Genomic DNA, 17,654 nt, shown 5'->3' on the forward strand with positions numbered 1-17,654 from the left:
TCCAGCCTACAAATTATCCAAATTATTCGTCTTCTTATTGTCGCTAATGGTCCAAAATAAACCTACAAAAATGAATCGATAGGCTGCTTGTGTAATAGCTTGACGCTGAAATTGTCCCGAAATACTCGGCGTATTCGCATATTGATAACCAAATACATTTTCGGTTCCTAAAACATTAGTTACTGAGAAAAACAATATTTTTTGTTGGGATAACAAATAAGCCCAACTAAAGCTTAAATTGTTGAATGATTTTGTCTTTTCAGACATAAATTCAGCAACATTTGGGTTATCATACGGTCTTCCTGAATTATAAGAATACGTTGCACTAAGCTGAGATTTCCATTTACTTACAAAATACTTAGTAACCAATGAAAAATTATGATTCGCAACAAACGAAGGCGTAACTTGTGTTTCATAATTTCTAAAATCGCGTTCCGAATCGATAAACGAATACGAAATCCAGTAATCTAAATTCTTGATGGTTTTGCTGTCTCTCCAAAACAAATCCAAACCTTTTGCATAACCAAAACCTTTATTATTGTAATTACTGTCAAAATTGGCTTGCGTTCCATCGTATTTTACTAAATTTTTATAATCCTTAAAATACGCTTCCGCACGAAACATTCTTCCTTGTTTGTTGTACATATAATTCAAAATGTAATGAGACGTCGTTTCATAATCTAAATTAGAGTTGAATTTCAAGTAATCTTGTCGTGCAGTTTGATTGAAATTTCCATAAGCCATAGAAAACTGACTATTTTCAGCCACTTTGTAAGCAAAAGAAACTCTCGGCTCCACTGTAAATTCATCAACAATAGAAGCATTTGAAGAACGTAATCCAACATTAAAAGCTACTTTTCTCGACAATAAAATTTCCGCTTCAGAGAAAAAAGCAATGGAGTTATTTTGATAGCCATAACCGAAAACATTGAAATTCTCATCAAAATTCGTGTGAAACAAATCGGCACCAACACTCAATTTGAATCGGTTTGAGAATGAATTTCTTAATTTGAATTTACTATGTAATGTTCGTTCATTATTTGCAACTTTATCTGCTGAAATTCCGATTTTATTTTGCGCATAACCATAACTAAATCCGGTTTGAAGTTGTAAATTATCATTCAAATAACCTTTATACGAAGTATTGAAATAGAAGTTATTGTTTTGTAAATCAAAACGAATTTTTTCATCAAAATTTACATCTTTCTGATTCAAATCGAAGGTAGAATAATCGAAAGCCCCGTAGACTTTTAAAATGCCGTTTTTAAATTTATATCGAAAAACACTTTCTCCAGCTAAAGTTTCATAAGGTTTATTCCAATCTAAATTCTGCGGAACCACCAATTGATATGGCGCCAAATTGATGTAACTTGTATTAAATGTAAACGAACTTTTCTCCCATTTTTTAGTCTTTCCTAATCCAACTCCAACCGTCATAATTGAAATATCCGTTTGATTTTGAGTTGGTTCATCAATAGTATTTAGCAACAAAACACTCGATAGAGCATCGCCAAATTCTGCACTATAACCCCCCGTAGAAAATGTAATTCCACTAAACAAAAAAGGCGAAAATCTACCTCTTGTTGGCACATTATTGGCACTTGCTCCATAAGGTTGTCCAACGCGAATTCCGTCTACATAGGTTTGGGTTTCGTCTGCTTCTCCACCGCGAACAAATAATCTTCCGTTTTCACCAACCGTTTGTGTTCCTGGCAAAGTTTCTAAAGCTGAAATAATGTTTCCAGCCGAACCAGCTGTTGTTACAATATCCATCGCTTTAAGAGCTGTTGCTTTACTATTATCGCCAGCTTTGAAAGTTCCTGCAGTAACTTCTACTGTATTTAAAGTATTGAGACTTTCTTTAATAGTAAAAACTTTTGATTGAAATTTTTCTACCACAAAATCATAAATTATCGTTTCATACGACAGAAAACTAATTTGCAATTTCTGATTTCCAGAAGCAGTTGTTTTAAAACTAAAATTTCCCTTTTCGTCAGATGTTGTACCATCATAAGTACCGATTACAAAAACATTGGCACCAGAAAATGGCATTCCCTGTTCGTCAATAATTTGTCCTTTGATTTCGGTTTGCCCAAAAGAAATTAGTGAAGTTAATACGATTAATAAAGTTAGAATTGATTTCATTTTTGTTGATTTTGATGAAGCAAAGTTGCAACTGAAAAATCACGTTTAAAATTGAAACTAACCCAACTGTCATTTTTTGAGGATGAATTGTATCTTTCCCGAATTTAATTACTTTTACCAAAATTAGATTTATGGCATTTCAAGATATTTTAGACGGAATCTATAACGAAGTTATCCAAATTGAAAACACCGGAAAAGTAGCCGATTACATTCCAGAATTAGCAAAAGTTGATGCGAATAAATATGGAATTGCTTTAGTTGATAAACATCAAAACGTGTTTACAAAAGGTGATGCTTTAGAGAAATTTTCGATTCAGAGTATTTCAAAGGTCATTACGACTTCGCTAATATTTTCTAAAATTGGAAACGATTTATGGGAACGCGTAGGTTATGAACCTTCTGGAAATTCATTTAATTCGTTGGTGCAATTGGAAAACGAAAATGGTATTCCAAGAAATCCGTTTATTAATGCTGGAGCTTTGGTTATTGCCGATTTAATGTTAGAACATTTTGAAAATCCAAAAGCCTTCCTTCTTGATTTCGTAAGAGAACTGACCGAAAATCCAAATATCAATTACAACGAAAATGTAGCGCAATCTGAAAAAGCTTTTGGTTACAGAAATGCAGCTTTGGTAAACTTTATCAAATCATTCAACAACATCAAAAACGAACCAGAAGCGGTATTAGACTTTTATTATCATCAATGTTCTATTGAAATGAGTTGCGTTGATTTAGCCAAGTGTTTTCAAGTTTTCGCTAATAATGGTGTGATTCCAAAAAGTGATAAAAAATTCCTTTCTACAAGTAAATGTAAACGCATGAACGCCTTAATGCAAATGTGTGGTTTTTATGATCAAGCGGGTGAATTTACGTTTAAAGTTGGGCTTCCTGGAAAAAGTGGTGTTGGTGGTGGCGTCGTTGCTGTTTTTCCAAATCATTACACCGTAGCGGTTTGGAGTCCGAAATTAAACAAAAAAGGAAATTCATTTTATGGTTTAGAAACCTTAGAACGATTAACAACAGAAACCTCATTATCTATATTTTAAAATCTTATCAACAATTCGCAAAAGCAAAAAAGTTTCTCGTAAATAATAATTACTTTTGCAGTTCTTAAAATTTCAACGATTATGATTTATAAATTCAGAGCTATTCTCGATGCTGAAGAAGATATTTTTAGAGATATTGCCATCGAAAGCGACAATTCATTAGAAGATTTACACAATGCTTTAATCAATGCATTTGGTTTTGATGGTACAGAAGTAGGCGCTTTTTATACCTGTGCAAACGATTGGTCTTGGCATGAAGAAGATGGTATTCCATTGTTTGATACAGGTGATATTCCTGGCGAAATCAAAACTATGGCTGAATATAGATTAGACGATTTAGTTCACGAACAAAACACTAAATTAGTTTATGTGTACGATTTGTTTTCGATGTGGACATTTTTCTTAGAATTAGCAGCTATTGAAACAGACAAACAAGTTGGAGAAACATATCCTGCTTTATTATTCTCTCATGGTGAACTTCCTGCAGAAGCACTTCAAAGTGGATTCAGAGGTGATTTATCAGATGAAGATATGTTCGGTGAATTTGAAGATGATTTAGACGACGACGATTTGGACATGTTTGACGGAGACGATAGTTTTGAAGACATGGGATTTGAAGAAAATTGGAACTAAAAGCCAAAGAATTAAAAAGAATAAACCAAAATACAATCTTTAAAAGCCAAGAAAAAACAAACCTGTTCTATCTTGGCTCTTTTATCTAAACTATAAAAAATGATCAATCTATTTAATGCTCATATTGAGAATTTATCAATTCACCGCGTAGGAAATAAAAGCAGAAACGAAGCTATCTTCTTATCTGAAAATCCATACGGGTTGAATGATGAAATCATGCCTTTATTAAAAGAATTTTTCTTTAAACCATTTCGTGAAAAAGAAGAAAATTACTTTCAGTTTGCTCACGAAGTAGATTTAGAATATAACGAAATGTACAATTTTGCTGCCGAAGTTTTCAATAACCCAAGCGAAATTCACAACGTTTCTAAAAAAATCACAAAACACCTTTTTGAGCAATCAAATCATCCGCACATTAAAAATGGAGAAGTTTATGTAGCTTATTTTACACACGTTTCTATTGATAACAATGTGGTTGATGCAATTGGTGTATTCAAAAGTGAAGTGCAAACCGATTTCTTACAATTTGAAGAAAAAGAAAGCAACTTAGAAATGATTTTACAACAAGGAATCAACTTGAATAAGTTAGACAAAGGTTGTATCATTTTCAACTATAAAAAAGAAGAAGGTTACAAAATTTTAACTGTGGATAGCAATCGTTATGATGCGCGTTATTGGTTAGAACATTTCTTGTCAGTTGATGCGTTTCAAGATGAAAACTTCATGACTAAGAAATACTTGAAATTCTGTCAAGAGTTTGCTAAAGAAGTAGTTTTACCAGCCGAAGACAAACAACAAGAAGTATTGTTTATGAACCGTGCTATCAATCACTTTGCGAAAAATGATGAATTTGAAGAAACGGCTTTCTTGAATGAAGTAATGCAAAATCCAGAGTTCATTCCAGAATTCAAAAATTATAAAGTAGATAAAGGTGCAAAATACAGCATCGAAGACGTTTCAAGTTTTCCAATTGCGAATGCTGCCGTTACTGATGTACGTCGTACGTTAAAAAACACGATTCAATTAGATACTAACATCCAAATCAAATTGGATTTTATCAACCCAGAAAGTGCAGAGAAATTCGTTGAAAAAGGTTGGGACGAAGAAAAGCAAATGTATTATTATTTGGTTTACTTTAATAAAGAACAGAAATCATAAGGTATTTAAATACAAAATATTAAACCTCAATTACAACTTTGTACTTGAGGTTTTTTTTGAAAGAACTTTAACAAAATATTTTGTTTAACTTTTTTGATTGTAAATTAAACATTCTTTATCTTTGATAAAATTTTTAAAAGTCATGGCAAAGAAGAAAGAGATTACTAATCAAGATATTTTAGGTTTCTACATTGATTATTTTTTAGAAAATAACAAAGCGCCACATTCGGTATATAAATTTGCGAAGCAATACAATTTTGAAGAAGCTGTATTTTATGCTAATTTTTCATCTTTTGAACAAATAGAAAAAACCTTTTTCACTTCATTATTTCAGCAAACAATAGGTTTGTTAGAAAAAAGTGAAGATTTCGAATCGTATGATGCACGAACTAAATTATTAAGTTTTTATTTCACGTATTTCGAAATGTTAACCGCAAACAGAAGTTTCACGGTTGCACTTTTAAAAGAAGATAAAAACAAATTGAAAAGTCTTTCTAAATTGACAGAATTGAGAAAACACTTCAAGAAATTCTTTGATACTTTAGAAATTGAAAAAATCGATTTAAAACAAGAAAAATTAATCGAATTTCAAGAAAAAACCATGAGCGAAATGGCTTGGTTCCAATTCTTATTCACTTTGAAATTTTGGATAGAAGACACTTCGTTATCTTTTGAAAAAACCGATATTTTCATTGAAAAATCAGTCAATACCAGTTTTGATTTAATGGATATTGCACCTTTAAAAAGTTTGATTGACTTCGGAAAATTTATGTGGCAAGAAAAAGCCTCATTTAAAATGTAAACACAGATGAAAACTATAGATAGTATTCCAACATCAAAAATTCAGAGAGCATCCAAACTGATTCAAACTGGAGCAAAAGTTGGTGTAAATTACATAAAATATTACGGAGATAAAATCACCAAAACCGAAGCCGAAGCCAAAGAAAATCTAAACATTAACAACGCTTCTGACATTTACGACGGTTTAAAACAAATGAAAGGAAGCGCTTTGAAAGTTGCTCAAATGCTAAGCATGGACAAAAGTATTTTGCCTCGTGCTTATGTGGAGAAATTTTCATTAGCACAATTTTCGGTTCCACCATTATCGCCACCATTGGTAAACAAAACCTTTAAAAACTATTTTGGCAAACAGCCAAACGAAATATTTGACACTTTTAATGCCACTTCAATAAACGCTGCGAGTATTGGTCAAGTGCACCAAGCGAGCAAGGATGGGAAAAATCTTGCTGTGAAAATTCAATATCCTGGAGTGGCAGAAAGTATTAGCTCTGATTTGGCTATGGTTAAGCCAATTGCAATCAAAATGTTCAATATTAAAGGAAAAGATTCCGATAAATATTTCAAAGAAGTTGAAGATAAATTGATTGAAGAAACCAATTACATCAATGAAGTTAAGCAAAGTATTGAAATGGCTGAAGCTTGCGCCACTATTCCTAATTTAATTTTTCCAAAGTATTATCCAGAATGGTCATCGGAAAAAATTATTACTATGGATTGGATGACAGGCGAACATTTGTCAGAATTCACCGCTTATAATACTGATACTGAAAAGTCAAATATTTTAGGTCAGACACTTTGGGATTTTTATATGTTTCAAATGCATAATTTAAGAAAAGTCCATGCTGATCCGCATCCTGGAAACTTCTTAATTACAAAAGACACCAAATTAATCGCATTAGATTTTGGTTGCATTAAAGAAGTTCCAAATGATTTTTATGTGCCGTATTTTGAATTGGCAAAGAAAGAAAATTTAGCAAATCCAGAATTTTTCAAATCAAAATTATACGAATTAGAAATATTAAGAACAGACGATTCTAAAGAAGAAACCGAGTTTTTTACTGTGATGTTTCACGAATTGTTAAGCTTATTCGCAAGACCATTTCATGTAGAAGAATTTGATTTTTCAGACGATGAATTCTTTGGTCAAATTGCTGATTTAGGCGAACGCTATTCAAAAAGCACCGAATTGAAAAATATGAACGGAAATAGAGGTTCGAAACATTTCATTTACATCAATAGAACGTTCTTTGGTCTATACAATTTAATGCACGATTTAAAAGCTAAAAATGTAAAAATCAACAACTTTATAAAATATTAATTTTGCTCCAAGTTTACTTAAAATCCCTAACTAAGCCATAATGTTAGGGATTTTTTTATGTTTTATATTTTAAAGTTAGTAACAAATACAACAACTTTTCGTCTTATTTATAAATCAAAAAACTTACAAACTTGGAAACCATTTTAAAAATCACCAATCTTAATAAGATTTTCAATAAACATTTGCACGCAGTTAAAAACGTGTCTTTTGAAATCAAAAAAGGAAATGTTTACGGAATTCTTGGACCCAACGGCTCAGGAAAATCAACCACTTTAGGAATAGTATTAAACGTTGTCAATAAAACTTCAGGCGATTTTGAATGGTTTGGAGGGAAATCTAATACACACGACGCACTAAAAAAAGTAGGTGCTATTATTGAACGACCAAATTTTTATCCATACATGACCGCCAAAGAAAATTTGGAATTGGTCTGTAAAATCAAAGGAACATCACTTTCAAAAGTAGACGAGAAATTAGAATTAGTTGGACTTTTAGAACGAAAAAACGATAAATTCAGAACCTATTCGTTAGGAATGAAACAACGTTTAGCGATTGCTTCTGCCCTACTGAATGATCCAGAAATTTTAATTTTAGATGAACCAACAAACGGTTTAGATCCGCAAGGAATTAGACAAATTAGAGATATTATCCGAATTATCGCTTCGCAAGGAACAACTATTTTATTGGCTTCGCATTTATTAGACGAAGTTGAAAAAGTATGTAGTCATGTGGTCGTTTTGCGTAAAGGTGAAATGCTATATCAAGGTTCGGTTCATGATATGATTGAAAACAATAGCTTTTTCGAGTTAAAATCAGACGATAAAGAGCAACTTAAATTGGCACTTCAAAATCATCCTTCAATTGAAAAAATAGAGGAAGAAGAAGGAAAAGTATTGGTTTATTTAAAACAAGATATAGCCGCCAAAGATTTAAACTCGTATCTGTTTGAACAAAAAATTGTTTTAGAACATCTTGTTAAAAGAAAAAACAGCTTAGAAGAACAATTTTTAGAATTAACCAAAAACTAACACAATCATGAAAAGATTACTATCTATAGAATTTCAAAAAATTTGGAAAAACAAAGCCAGCCGTGTATTACTTCTTGCTTATTTTGTTTTATTAAGTTTCATCGCATTAATCGCATCCATAAAATTTAGTATTGGAACCTTCGAAATTAGAATTGCCGATCAAGGAATTTTTAATTTCCCATATATCTGGCATTTTAACACATACATAGCCTCTTTATTCAAAATTTTCTTAGCTATTGTAATTGTTTCCATGATGGCAAACGAATATACTTATGGAACTTTAAAGCAAAATTTAATTGACGGATTGAGCAAGAAAGAATTTATTCTTTCCAAATTTTTAGTGGTGGGAACTTTTGCTGTTGCTTCTACTCTATTTGTTTTTGTGATGTCGTTAATATTAGGATATTCTTTCTCTTCCTACAATGAAATGGGAATTGTATTTTCTGATTTAGAATATTTATTGGCATTTTTTGTTAAGCTAACGGCATTTTTCTCTTTCTGCTTGTTCTTAGGAATATTAGTAAAGCGAAGTGCATTTGCATTAGGATTTTTATTTATTTGGTTCATCGCAGAAAACATTTTTTATTGGATTATTAAATTTGTCATCTTAGGTGGTGATGATAAACACAAAAATTTTGGAGACACCATGATTCAATTTTTTCCTATGGAATCGATGAGCAATCTAATCAAAGAACCTTTTACCAGATTGAGCGCCATTAAAACGATTGAAACCACTATTGGTGGTGCAAAAGTAGCAAAAGATTACAGTGTACACTTTTCGGAAATAAGCATAGCTTTATTATGGGCTTTTATATTTATTTTAACATCTTATTATATCTTAAAAAAGCGCGATTTATAGTATCTTTGCCGATGCTATGAATACTTTTAAAAATACCATTTCTATCTTACTTTTCTTATTGGGAATCCAATTCGGAAAAGCGCAAAACATTTCAGTTGACGAAGGATATACACCACAAGATTTAGTTGAAGATATTCTAATCAACAGTACTTGCGCTAATGTATTTAACGTAAGTGTTTCAGGAGGAAATTTTGCTACTGGAGAAAAAAGCTTTGGCTATTTTGACGGAACTGGAACTACATTTCCTTTTCAAAACGGAATTATTCTTTCAACAGGAAAAATAAATAATGCTCCAGGCCCAAATTCCTATCTATCTGATGATGGTGGGAATATGGGTTGGAATGGTGATTCAGACTTAAACGATGCTTTAGGATTAAGCAATACTTTCAATGCAACGATTTTAGAATTTGATTTTATTCCACTAGGAAATAGAATAAGTTTTGATTACATTTTTTCATCCGAACAATATTTATCAAATCCATCTTCTAATCAATGTAATTATACAGATGGATTTGCCTTTTTATTGAAAAGAAACGGAGAAACAAGCTATCAAAATTTAGCTGTTGTTCCTAATACTAATATTCCTGTAAAAGTAAATACAGTAAGAGGTTCTGGAACAATTTGTCCGCCAGCTAACCAAGCTTATTTTGATGCTTTTAATGACACAAATCACCCAACAAATTTTAATGGTCAAACCAAAATTTTAAAAGCTGAATCTGATGTTATACCAGGGGAAACCTACCACATTAAATTAGTAATTGCTGACGAAGGGAATTATCGCTTTGATTCTGCAATTTTCCTTGGCGGTGGTAGTTTTAATTTCGGAATCGATTTAGGAGACGACCGCTTAATTGCTACAGGAAATCCTCTTTGTCCTGGCGAAACATTAACTGTTGATGCTACTCAGGTTGGTGCAACAGGCTACCAATGGTTTCAAAATACAAATCCAATTTCTGGCGCAACAAATCCAACTTATAACATTACATCAGCAGGAGAATATACGGTAAATATTTTTTATGGCACCACTTGTTCTCCTCCTTCGGAAACACTAAAAATCGAATACGCAGAATCGTTAGTAATCAATCAAAATTCATTTACTGAATGTGATGCAGATGCAGATCAAGATGGAAAAACAGTATTTAATTTAGACAACATTAAAAATCTATTATTTACTAACCTTCCTGCAGGTTATGTGATTTCTTTTTTCGAAATACCTACGAACACAACAGCTTTGCCAACAAGTTATACCAATACAATTCCAAACAATCAAATCATTTATGCCAGAATAATGAATGTTCAAGGTTGTTATTCAGATTATCCTGTAAATTTAAGAGTAAACACTTTTGATGCTGTTTTAGTTGATGAAACTATTGGTCTGTGTGAAGATTCTATCTTAACTTTAGATGCAGGAAGTGGATTTTCAACTTACGAATGGAATACAATTCCGCCTCAGTTTACCCAACAAATTACTGTAAATTCAGGAGGAATATATGAAGTAACAGTAACCAATGTCTTAAATTGCCCTAAAACAAAAACATTTACAATTGAAGCCTCTGGAATTGCAACAATTGAAAATGTAGCTATTAACGATTTTCAAGAAAACAATACTGCAACTATTGAAATTTCAAGTGCAAGTTTAGGCGATTATGAGTTTTCATTAGATGGTGTAAATTACCAAGATTCTAATATTTTCAATAATCTAAATGCAGGCGAATACACGGTTTATGTGCAAGATAAAAAGGGTTGTGGTATCGTTTTCGAAACGTTTTACATCTTAGATTTTCCAAAATATTTCACTCCAAACGGAGATGGTTATAACGATACTTGGTTCATTAAAAACTTAGATAAACGAAACTTAGAAAATAGTGTTATTACTGTTTTTGATCGTTACGGTAAATTATTAAAGCAAATTTCAGGAGTAAGCGAAGGTTGGAACGGAACTTTTAATGGTAATCTATTGCCATCCAATGATTATTGGTTTGAAATCAAATTAACTAACGGCAAATCGGTAAAAGGACACTTTACATTAAAACGTTAGGCATAATAATTGCAGAATAGCTTACAAAATAATATATTCGCAGTATGATGCAAATACACGAAATTGAAGCTATAAAATCGATTTTAGCTACGCCAAAAAAAATTACAATTGTACCACATAGAAATCCAGATGGAGACGCTATGGGCTCTACTTTAGGTTTATATCACATCCTTAAACAACTACAACACGACGTTGTGGTAATAGCTCCAAATGAATTTCCAGATTTTTTAGCTTGGTTACCCGAAAGCGAAAAAGTTTTAATTTTTGAAAGAAGTTTTGATACTTGCAAAGCTATTTTAGAAAAATCGGAATTGATTTTTACATTAGATTTTAATGCGCTACACCGAACAGGAGACCAAATGGAAAATGTGTTAAAAACACTAACCGCTACAAGTGTAATGATTGACCATCATCAAGCTCCTGATGGTTATGCAACCTATACTTTTTCGGATACTGCTTATGGTTCTACTTGCCAAATGGTTTATGATTTTATTTACCAACTAGGATTAGAAAATCTAATTAACAAAACCGTAGCTACTTGTTTATATACCGGAATTGTTACCGATTCTGGAAGTTTTCGTTTTCCAAAAACAACAAGCGCTACTCACAAATGTGTTGCTGATTTAATTGAAAAAGGCATCAACAATAGCGAAATTCACAATTTACTTTTTGATAATTCATCATACAACCGTTTGTTATTGTTAGGAAAAGCACTTCAAAACTTGAAAATGCTTCCTGAATATAAAACGACCTATATTACGCTAACTCAAGACGAATTAAACGAATTTGGTCATCAAAAAGGAGACACAGAAGGCATTGTAAATTATGGATTAAGCATCAAAGGAATCGATTTTACCGCTATTTTTATCGAACACAAAGAAGAAGGAATTATCAAAATTTCTTTCCGTTCACAAGGCGATTTTGATGTAAATCAATTTGCACGAAATCATTTCAATGGCGGTGGACATATCAATGCAGCTGGTGGTAAATCTTTTTCAAGTTTAGACGAAACGATACAACAATTTATTGCTATTTTAGCAGAAGAAAAAAAACAATTATGAGAATTCAAAACCTATTCCTTTTTGGAGCAATGATTTTCTTAGCCAGTTGTTCGCAACAACAACAAGCGAGAAAACCTATTTCTCACACTTCAGGAACTTTCATAAAAGAATCTATCGAACGTAATAAAGTTTTAATTGCAGATGAAGAAGATTTAATTGCTGAAATTATAAAAAACGACTCACTTAAATCTTACATAGCTTCAAACAAAGGATATTGGTACAAATATGAAACCAAAGTAGAGGAAGTAACAGCAACTCCTAAAAGAGGTGACATTGCTTTTTTCGATTATGAAATTAAAGATTTAAAAAGTAGAATTATTTACACTATTGCGGATACAAAACCACAAGTATACTATGTTGATAAAGAAAACATAATGATGGGATTGCGAGACGGAATTAAATTGATGAAAAAAGGAGAAACCGTTACTTTCTTATTTCCATCTCACATGGCGTATGGCTATCATGGTGATGATAAAAAAATTGGCACAAACGAACCTCTAATTTGTACCGTAAGTTTAAACGATATTAAAGTAGATACCCAATCTAAAAACTAATACCAAATGAAAATTACTTCCATTTTATTATTAAGCATTGCTACTTTTTTTGCTTCTTGTTCCAAATCATACGACAACCTAAAAGAAGGTTTGTATGCCGATATTGAAACTGCAAAAGGAAACATGATTGTGAAATTAGAATTTGAAAAAGTTCCAAATACTGTTGCTAACTTCGTGACTTTAGCAGAAGGAAAAAACCCATTCGTAAGTGAAGAATTCAAAGGAAAACCATTTTATAACGGATTGAAATTTCACCGCGTTATTGCTGATTTTATGATTCAAGGCGGTGACCCAATGGGCGATGGTTCAGGTGGACCAGGCTATAAATTTAAAGATGAATTTCATCCTGATTTAAAACACTCAAAAGCCGGAATTTTATCAATGGCAAATGCTGGACCAAGTACTAATGGAAGCCAATTCTTTATCACACACAAAGAAACACCTTGGTTAGACAATATGCATACTATTTTTGGAGAAGTTGTAGAAGGATTAGAAGTAATTAATACAATTGAAGCAGATGATGTTATTGAAAAAATTACAATTATCAGAATTGGTAATGCGGCAAAGAAATTTGATGCCGTTAAAATTTTCAAAAACTACTATTCTTCTGTAGCCAAAGAAATTAAGGAAGCTGAAGAAAAAGCCAAAGAAATTATTGAAAATAAAGCCAAAGAAATTACTACGTTAAAAGCTACTGGAACTAAGACAGCATCTGGATTAATATATCAAATTATTAAAAAAGGAACAGACAAAAAACCAACAAATGGCACACAAGTATTGATTCATTACGCAGGCTATTTAGAAAATGGACAACTTTTTGATACGAGTTATGAAGATGTAGCCAAATTATACGGAAAATTTGATCAAAACAGAGCTAATCAAAATGGATATGCGGGTTATCCGGTGACTATGGGTAATTTACCTTTTATTCCTGGATTTAATGAAGGTGTAGCCATGATGAGTTATGGAGATAAAATAATGATTTACATTCCTTCAAACCTAGCCTATGGTGAGCAAGGTGCTGGAGATGTAATTCCACCGAATGCCAATATCATTTTTGAAGTAGAACTTTTAGAAAATAAACCAACAAACTAATAATTACAAAATGAAGAATATTTTAAAAATAGCAGTTCTAGCGTTAAGTTGCATAACTTTCGCTGTAGCACAAAACAAAAAGCAAGATGGTATTTTTGCTGAATTCAACACATCAAAAGGGAAAATTGTGGTTGAATTAGAATACAAAAAAACACCTATTACGGTTGCTAATTTTATTTCTTTAGCAGAAGGAAAAAATCCAAAAGCAAATGCTAAATTCAAAGGAAAACCATTTTATGACGGATTGAAATTTCACCGAGTAATTGCTGATTTCATGATTCAAGGTGGTTGCCCTGATGGAACTGGAGCTAGCGGACCTGGATATAAATTTGATGATGAAATTGTTGCTGATTTAAAACATTCAGGAAAAGGAATTTTATCTATGGCTAATGCTGGACCCGCAACTAACGGAAGTCAGTTCTTCATTACACATAAAGCAACTCCGCACTTAGACGGAAAGCATACTGTTTTCGGACATGTTGTAAGCGGACAAGAAGTAGTTGACAAAATAGTTAAAGATGATGTTATTTCATCTGTAAAAATTATTAGAGCTGGAAAAGAAGCAAAAAAATTCAATGCTGAAAAAGTATTTGCAGACTATTTCATAAATAAAGATGCTGCTGAAAAATTGGCTGCTGAAAAGCAAAAGGAAGCGAAAGAAAAAGCTTTAAAAGAATTTGCAACTGCAGCATCAACTCCAAGTGGTTTAAAATATATTGTATTACAAGAAGGAACTGGAAACAAACCTGTAGCAACTAGTAATGTTAAAGTACATTACACTGGAATGTTCTTAGACGGAAAAGTATTTGACAGTAGTGTACAAAGAGGTGAAACTATCGATTTTGGTTTGAATCAAGTAATCAAAGGTTGGACAGAAGGTCTTCAATTAATGAATGAAGGAGCTAAATATAAATTTTACATCCCATCTAATTTAGCTTATGGAGAAAGAGGTGCTGGTGGTGTCATTCCTCCAAATGCCGATTTAATTTTCGAAGTTGAATTAATCAAGATAAATCAATAATAAAAAAAGCCGCTAATTAAATTAGCGGCTTTTTTTATTATTATTTAAATTAGAATCTCCAGTCAAATTCGTCTTTATCACTAAAAACTGCACCAACTTCAATCTTCACAATTTCGTTGTAATCTACGTGGATGAATAACCAGTTTTCTTCATTAAAGTAACTCATCATTCCTTCTACTGTATCGGTTTCAAATGATTTTACTTTGTTCTTCTCTAAAACAGGAAAAACATCGCTCCAATTCTTTCCAATTATAGTCGTATTGAATAACTTCACTATTGGATTAGATGTCGTCATATACCCTAATCTAAAAGCTTCTTCTTTGTAAAAAATCAAACGAAGTTTTCTGGCATTATACATAAAAACAACGTTTTCTTCTTCGTCTTTATATTGTGCATCGGGTTTACCCAAAATTTTAGTAACATCTTGCTCTTTCATTCCAAAAAGCAAATTGTCAATTCCGTATTTCAATTTAATTTCCATTCTTGTTTATGCTAAAAAATCCCGATTTTCATCGGGATTCATATTAATTATACTTTAAAACGTTTTCTGTCGTTTTCTGTTAAATAAATTTTTCTTAAACGAATAGATTTTGGAGTAACCTCAACATATTCATCTTTTTGAATGTATTCTAACGCTTCTTCTAATGAGAAAATAATCGGTGGAATAATTCTTGCTTTTTCATCATTTCCAGATGAACGTACGTTTGACTGTTTTTTAGCCTTAGTTACGTTGATACACATATCATCACCACGCGAGTTTTCTCCAATTACTTGACCTTCATAAATCTCAGCATTTGGCTCCACGAAGAACTTACCTCTATCTTGTAATTTGTCAATAGAATAAGGAATAGCTTTTCCGTTTTCCATAGAAATTAAAGAACCATTGTTACGTCCTGGAATTGCTCCTTTGAAAGGTTCGTATCCAATGTAACGGTGAGACATAATTGCTTCACCTGCAGTAGCTGTTAATAATTGATTTCTTAAACCAATGATTCCACGAGATGGAATATTAAATTTAATAATCATACGATCACCTTTAGCTTCCATTGATAACATTTCTCCTTTACGGATAGTCACAAATTCAACTGCTCTACCTGAAAGATTTTCTGGTAAATCGATTGTTAATTCTTCAATTGGCTCACACTTTTGACCATCAATTTCTTTGATAATTACCTGTGGTTGACCAATTTGCAATTCATAACCTTCTCTTCTCATTGTTTCAATAAGAACCGATAAGTGAAGAACTCCACGACCAAAAACCATGAATTTATCAGCAGAATCGGTTTCACCTAACTTCATTGCTAAGTTTTTCTCTAATTCTTTAGTTAGACGATCTCTAATGTGACGCGATGTTACAAATTTACCTTCTTTACCAAAGAAAGGCGAATCGTTAATTGTGAACAACATACTCATCGTAGGCTCATCAATGGCGATAGTTTGTAACGCTTCTGGATTTTCAAAATCAGCGATAGTATCACCAATTTCAAATCCTTCAATTCCAATAATTGCACAAATATCACCAGCAATTACTTCGTCTACTTTTTTACGTCCAAGACCTTCAAAAGTATGTAATTCTTTAATTCTTGATTTGATTACTTTACCATCTCTTTTTACTAAAGATATTGGCATTCCTTCTTTTAAAACACCTCTTTCTAAACGACCAATAGCAATACGACCAGTGAAAGAAGAGAAATCTAAAGAGGTAATTAACATTTGAGGTGTTCCTTCAGATACTTTAGGAGCTGGAACATGTGCCAAAACCATATCTAATAAAGGTTCGATGTTTTCAGTTTGATTTCTAAAATCATCAGACATCCAGTTATTTTTAGCCGAACCATAAACTGTTGGAAAATCTAACTGCGCTTCAGTAGCACCTAATTCAAACATTAAGTCGAAAACTTTTTCATGCACCTCCTCTGGAGTACAGTTTTCTTTATCTACTTTATTGATAACCACACAAGGTTTTAATCCTAAGTCAATTGCTTTTTGTAATACGAAACGCGTTTGAGGCATTGGCCCTTCAAAAGCATCTACTAAAAGACAAACACCATCAGCCATATTAAGTACACGTTCAACCTCACCACCAAAATCGGCGTGACCAGGAGTGTCAATAATGTTGATTTTTGTTCCTTTATAAGTTACAGAAACGTTTTTAGAAGTAATAGTAATACCTCTTTCACGCTCTAAATCATTATTATCTAAGATTAGGTCTCCCGTGTTTTCGTTTTCACGAAACAATTGACAGTGGTACATAATTTTATCAACCAAAGTAGTTTTACCGTGGTCAACGTGTGCAATAATTGCGATGTTTCTAATAGAAGTCATTTATTTTATTTTTGAAAGTGCAAAGGTAATCTTTATTTTTGTAAAAACACTATAGTAATCAACACTTTAGTTGAAAATAATAATTGCTTAACATAAAAAAAAGCCCTCATAATGAGAGCTTTAGTATTATTTGTAACAGTAGACTATAAAGAAGCTACATGTTTAGTTAACTTAGATTTTAAGTTAGATGCTTTATTATCATGAATGATATTTTTCTTAGCTAATTTATCAATCATAGAAATTACAGTTGATAATTTTGCAGAAGCTTCAGCTTTATCAGTAGCTAAACGAATAGCTTTGATTGCATTACGAGTAGTTTTGTGTTGGTATCTGTTCAACACTTTTTTTTTCTCGTTACTTCTAATTCTTTTTAAAGCAGATTTATGATTTGCCATTTTGTTCTTTTTTTAATTGTAATAATTGTTATAAACTACTAGTTAAAAAAGAAAAACCTCCCACAATTACATTTGCAATCACTTTGGTTTTAACTAATAAAACAATAACCGAGACACCAATTATTATTTTATAAAACTTATTTACAACTAATTCTGTAGCCCGTAGGGGAATCGAAC

16 protein-coding genes are annotated in these 17,654 nt (G+C 32.0%); 12 read left to right on the forward strand and 4 right to left on the reverse strand.

Annotated features, from left to right (window positions below; all coding sequences use genetic code 11):
• Positions 1-6 precede the first annotated feature (6 nt).
• Positions 7-2,145: a TonB-dependent receptor gene (locus tag B2741_RS05015; RefSeq protein WP_291136004.1), complete on the reverse strand. Its 2,139-nt coding sequence runs from the start codon at positions 2,143-2,145 to the stop codon at positions 7-9.
• A 131-nt stretch (positions 2,146-2,276) separates the two neighbouring features.
• On the opposite strand from B2741_RS05015, the gene B2741_RS05020 reads away from it, so the two are divergent.
• The 12 genes from B2741_RS05020 (at position 2,277) to B2741_RS05075 (ending at position 14,757) form a co-directional block, all read left to right on the forward strand.
• Positions 2,277-3,191: a glutaminase gene (locus B2741_RS05020; protein WP_291136006.1), complete on the forward strand. Its 915-nt coding sequence runs from the start codon at positions 2,277-2,279 to the stop codon at positions 3,189-3,191.
• Between the two features lie 81 nt (positions 3,192-3,272).
• Positions 3,273-3,824: an IS1096 element passenger TnpR family protein gene (locus tag B2741_RS05025; RefSeq protein ID WP_291136008.1), complete on the forward strand. Its 552-nt coding sequence runs from the start codon at positions 3,273-3,275 to the stop codon at positions 3,822-3,824.
• Positions 3,825-3,923: 99 nt separating this feature from the next.
• A complete protein-coding gene (locus tag B2741_RS05030) occupies positions 3,924-4,982 on the forward strand; it encodes a nucleoid-associated protein (protein WP_291136010.1) in 1,059 nt (352 codons plus the stop codon).
• A 142-nt stretch (positions 4,983-5,124) separates the two neighbouring features.
• Positions 5,125-5,784 carry a TetR family transcriptional regulator C-terminal domain-containing protein gene (locus tag B2741_RS05035; protein WP_291136011.1) on the forward strand — a complete coding sequence of 220 codons (660 nt, stop codon included), beginning with the start codon at positions 5,125-5,127 and terminating at the stop codon, positions 5,782-5,784.
• Positions 5,785-5,790: 6 nt separating this feature from the next.
• The gene (locus B2741_RS05040) at positions 5,791-7,101 is read left to right on the forward strand and encodes an ABC1 kinase family protein (protein ID WP_291136013.1); all 1,311 of its coding nucleotides are present in this window, start codon (positions 5,791-5,793) and stop codon (positions 7,099-7,101) included.
• 131 nt (positions 7,102-7,232) lie between these two features.
• Positions 7,233-8,129 carry an ABC transporter ATP-binding protein gene (locus B2741_RS05045; RefSeq protein WP_262317867.1) on the forward strand — a complete coding sequence of 299 codons (897 nt, stop codon included), beginning with the start codon at positions 7,233-7,235 and terminating at the stop codon, positions 8,127-8,129.
• 7 nt (positions 8,130-8,136) lie between these two features.
• Positions 8,137-8,988: an ABC transporter permease gene (locus tag B2741_RS05050; RefSeq protein ID WP_291136016.1), complete on the forward strand. Its 852-nt coding sequence runs from the start codon at positions 8,137-8,139 to the stop codon at positions 8,986-8,988.
• Positions 8,989-9,004: 16 nt separating this feature from the next.
• Positions 9,005-11,026 carry a T9SS type B sorting domain-containing protein gene (locus B2741_RS05055; protein WP_291136018.1) on the forward strand — a complete coding sequence of 674 codons (2,022 nt, stop codon included), beginning with the start codon at positions 9,005-9,007 and terminating at the stop codon, positions 11,024-11,026.
• Between the two features lie 44 nt (positions 11,027-11,070).
• Positions 11,071-12,087 carry a DHH family phosphoesterase gene (locus tag B2741_RS05060; RefSeq protein WP_291136020.1) on the forward strand — a complete coding sequence of 339 codons (1,017 nt, stop codon included), beginning with the start codon at positions 11,071-11,073 and terminating at the stop codon, positions 12,085-12,087.
• Positions 12,084-12,641: a gliding motility-associated peptidyl-prolyl isomerase GldI gene (gene gldI / locus B2741_RS05065; RefSeq protein ID WP_291136022.1), complete on the forward strand. Its 558-nt coding sequence runs from the start codon at positions 12,084-12,086 to the stop codon at positions 12,639-12,641. The genes B2741_RS05060 and gldI overlap by 4 nt, the downstream gene beginning before the upstream one ends.
• 6 nt (positions 12,642-12,647) lie before the next feature.
• Positions 12,648-13,736: a peptidylprolyl isomerase gene (locus B2741_RS05070; RefSeq protein ID WP_291136024.1), complete on the forward strand. Its 1,089-nt coding sequence runs from the start codon at positions 12,648-12,650 to the stop codon at positions 13,734-13,736.
• Positions 13,737-13,746: 10 nt separating this feature from the next.
• A complete protein-coding gene (locus B2741_RS05075; protein ID WP_291136026.1) occupies positions 13,747-14,757 on the forward strand; it encodes a peptidylprolyl isomerase in 1,011 nt (336 codons plus the stop codon).
• Between the two features lie 49 nt (positions 14,758-14,806).
• On the opposite strand, the gene B2741_RS05080 is transcribed toward B2741_RS05075, so the two are convergent.
• The 3 genes from B2741_RS05080 to rpsT form a co-directional block, all read right to left on the reverse strand.
• Positions 14,807-15,238: a hypothetical protein gene (locus B2741_RS05080; RefSeq protein ID WP_291136028.1), complete on the reverse strand. Its 432-nt coding sequence runs from the start codon at positions 15,236-15,238 to the stop codon at positions 14,807-14,809.
• Positions 15,239-15,285: 47 nt separating this feature from the next.
• A complete protein-coding gene (gene typA, locus B2741_RS05085) occupies positions 15,286-17,082 on the reverse strand; it encodes a translational GTPase TypA (protein ID WP_291136030.1) in 1,797 nt (598 codons plus the stop codon).
• A gap of 143 nt (positions 17,083-17,225) precedes the next feature.
• Complete coding sequence (gene rpsT / locus B2741_RS05090) at positions 17,226-17,477, reverse strand: 30S ribosomal protein S20 (RefSeq protein WP_291136032.1); 252 nt, start codon at positions 17,475-17,477, stop codon at positions 17,226-17,228.
• Between the last annotated feature and the right edge of the window lie 177 nt (positions 17,478-17,654).

It is taken from the genome of Flavobacterium sp. UBA7663, assembly GCF_002483315.1.
GTDB lineage: Bacteria > Bacteroidota > Bacteroidia > Flavobacteriales > Flavobacteriaceae > Flavobacterium.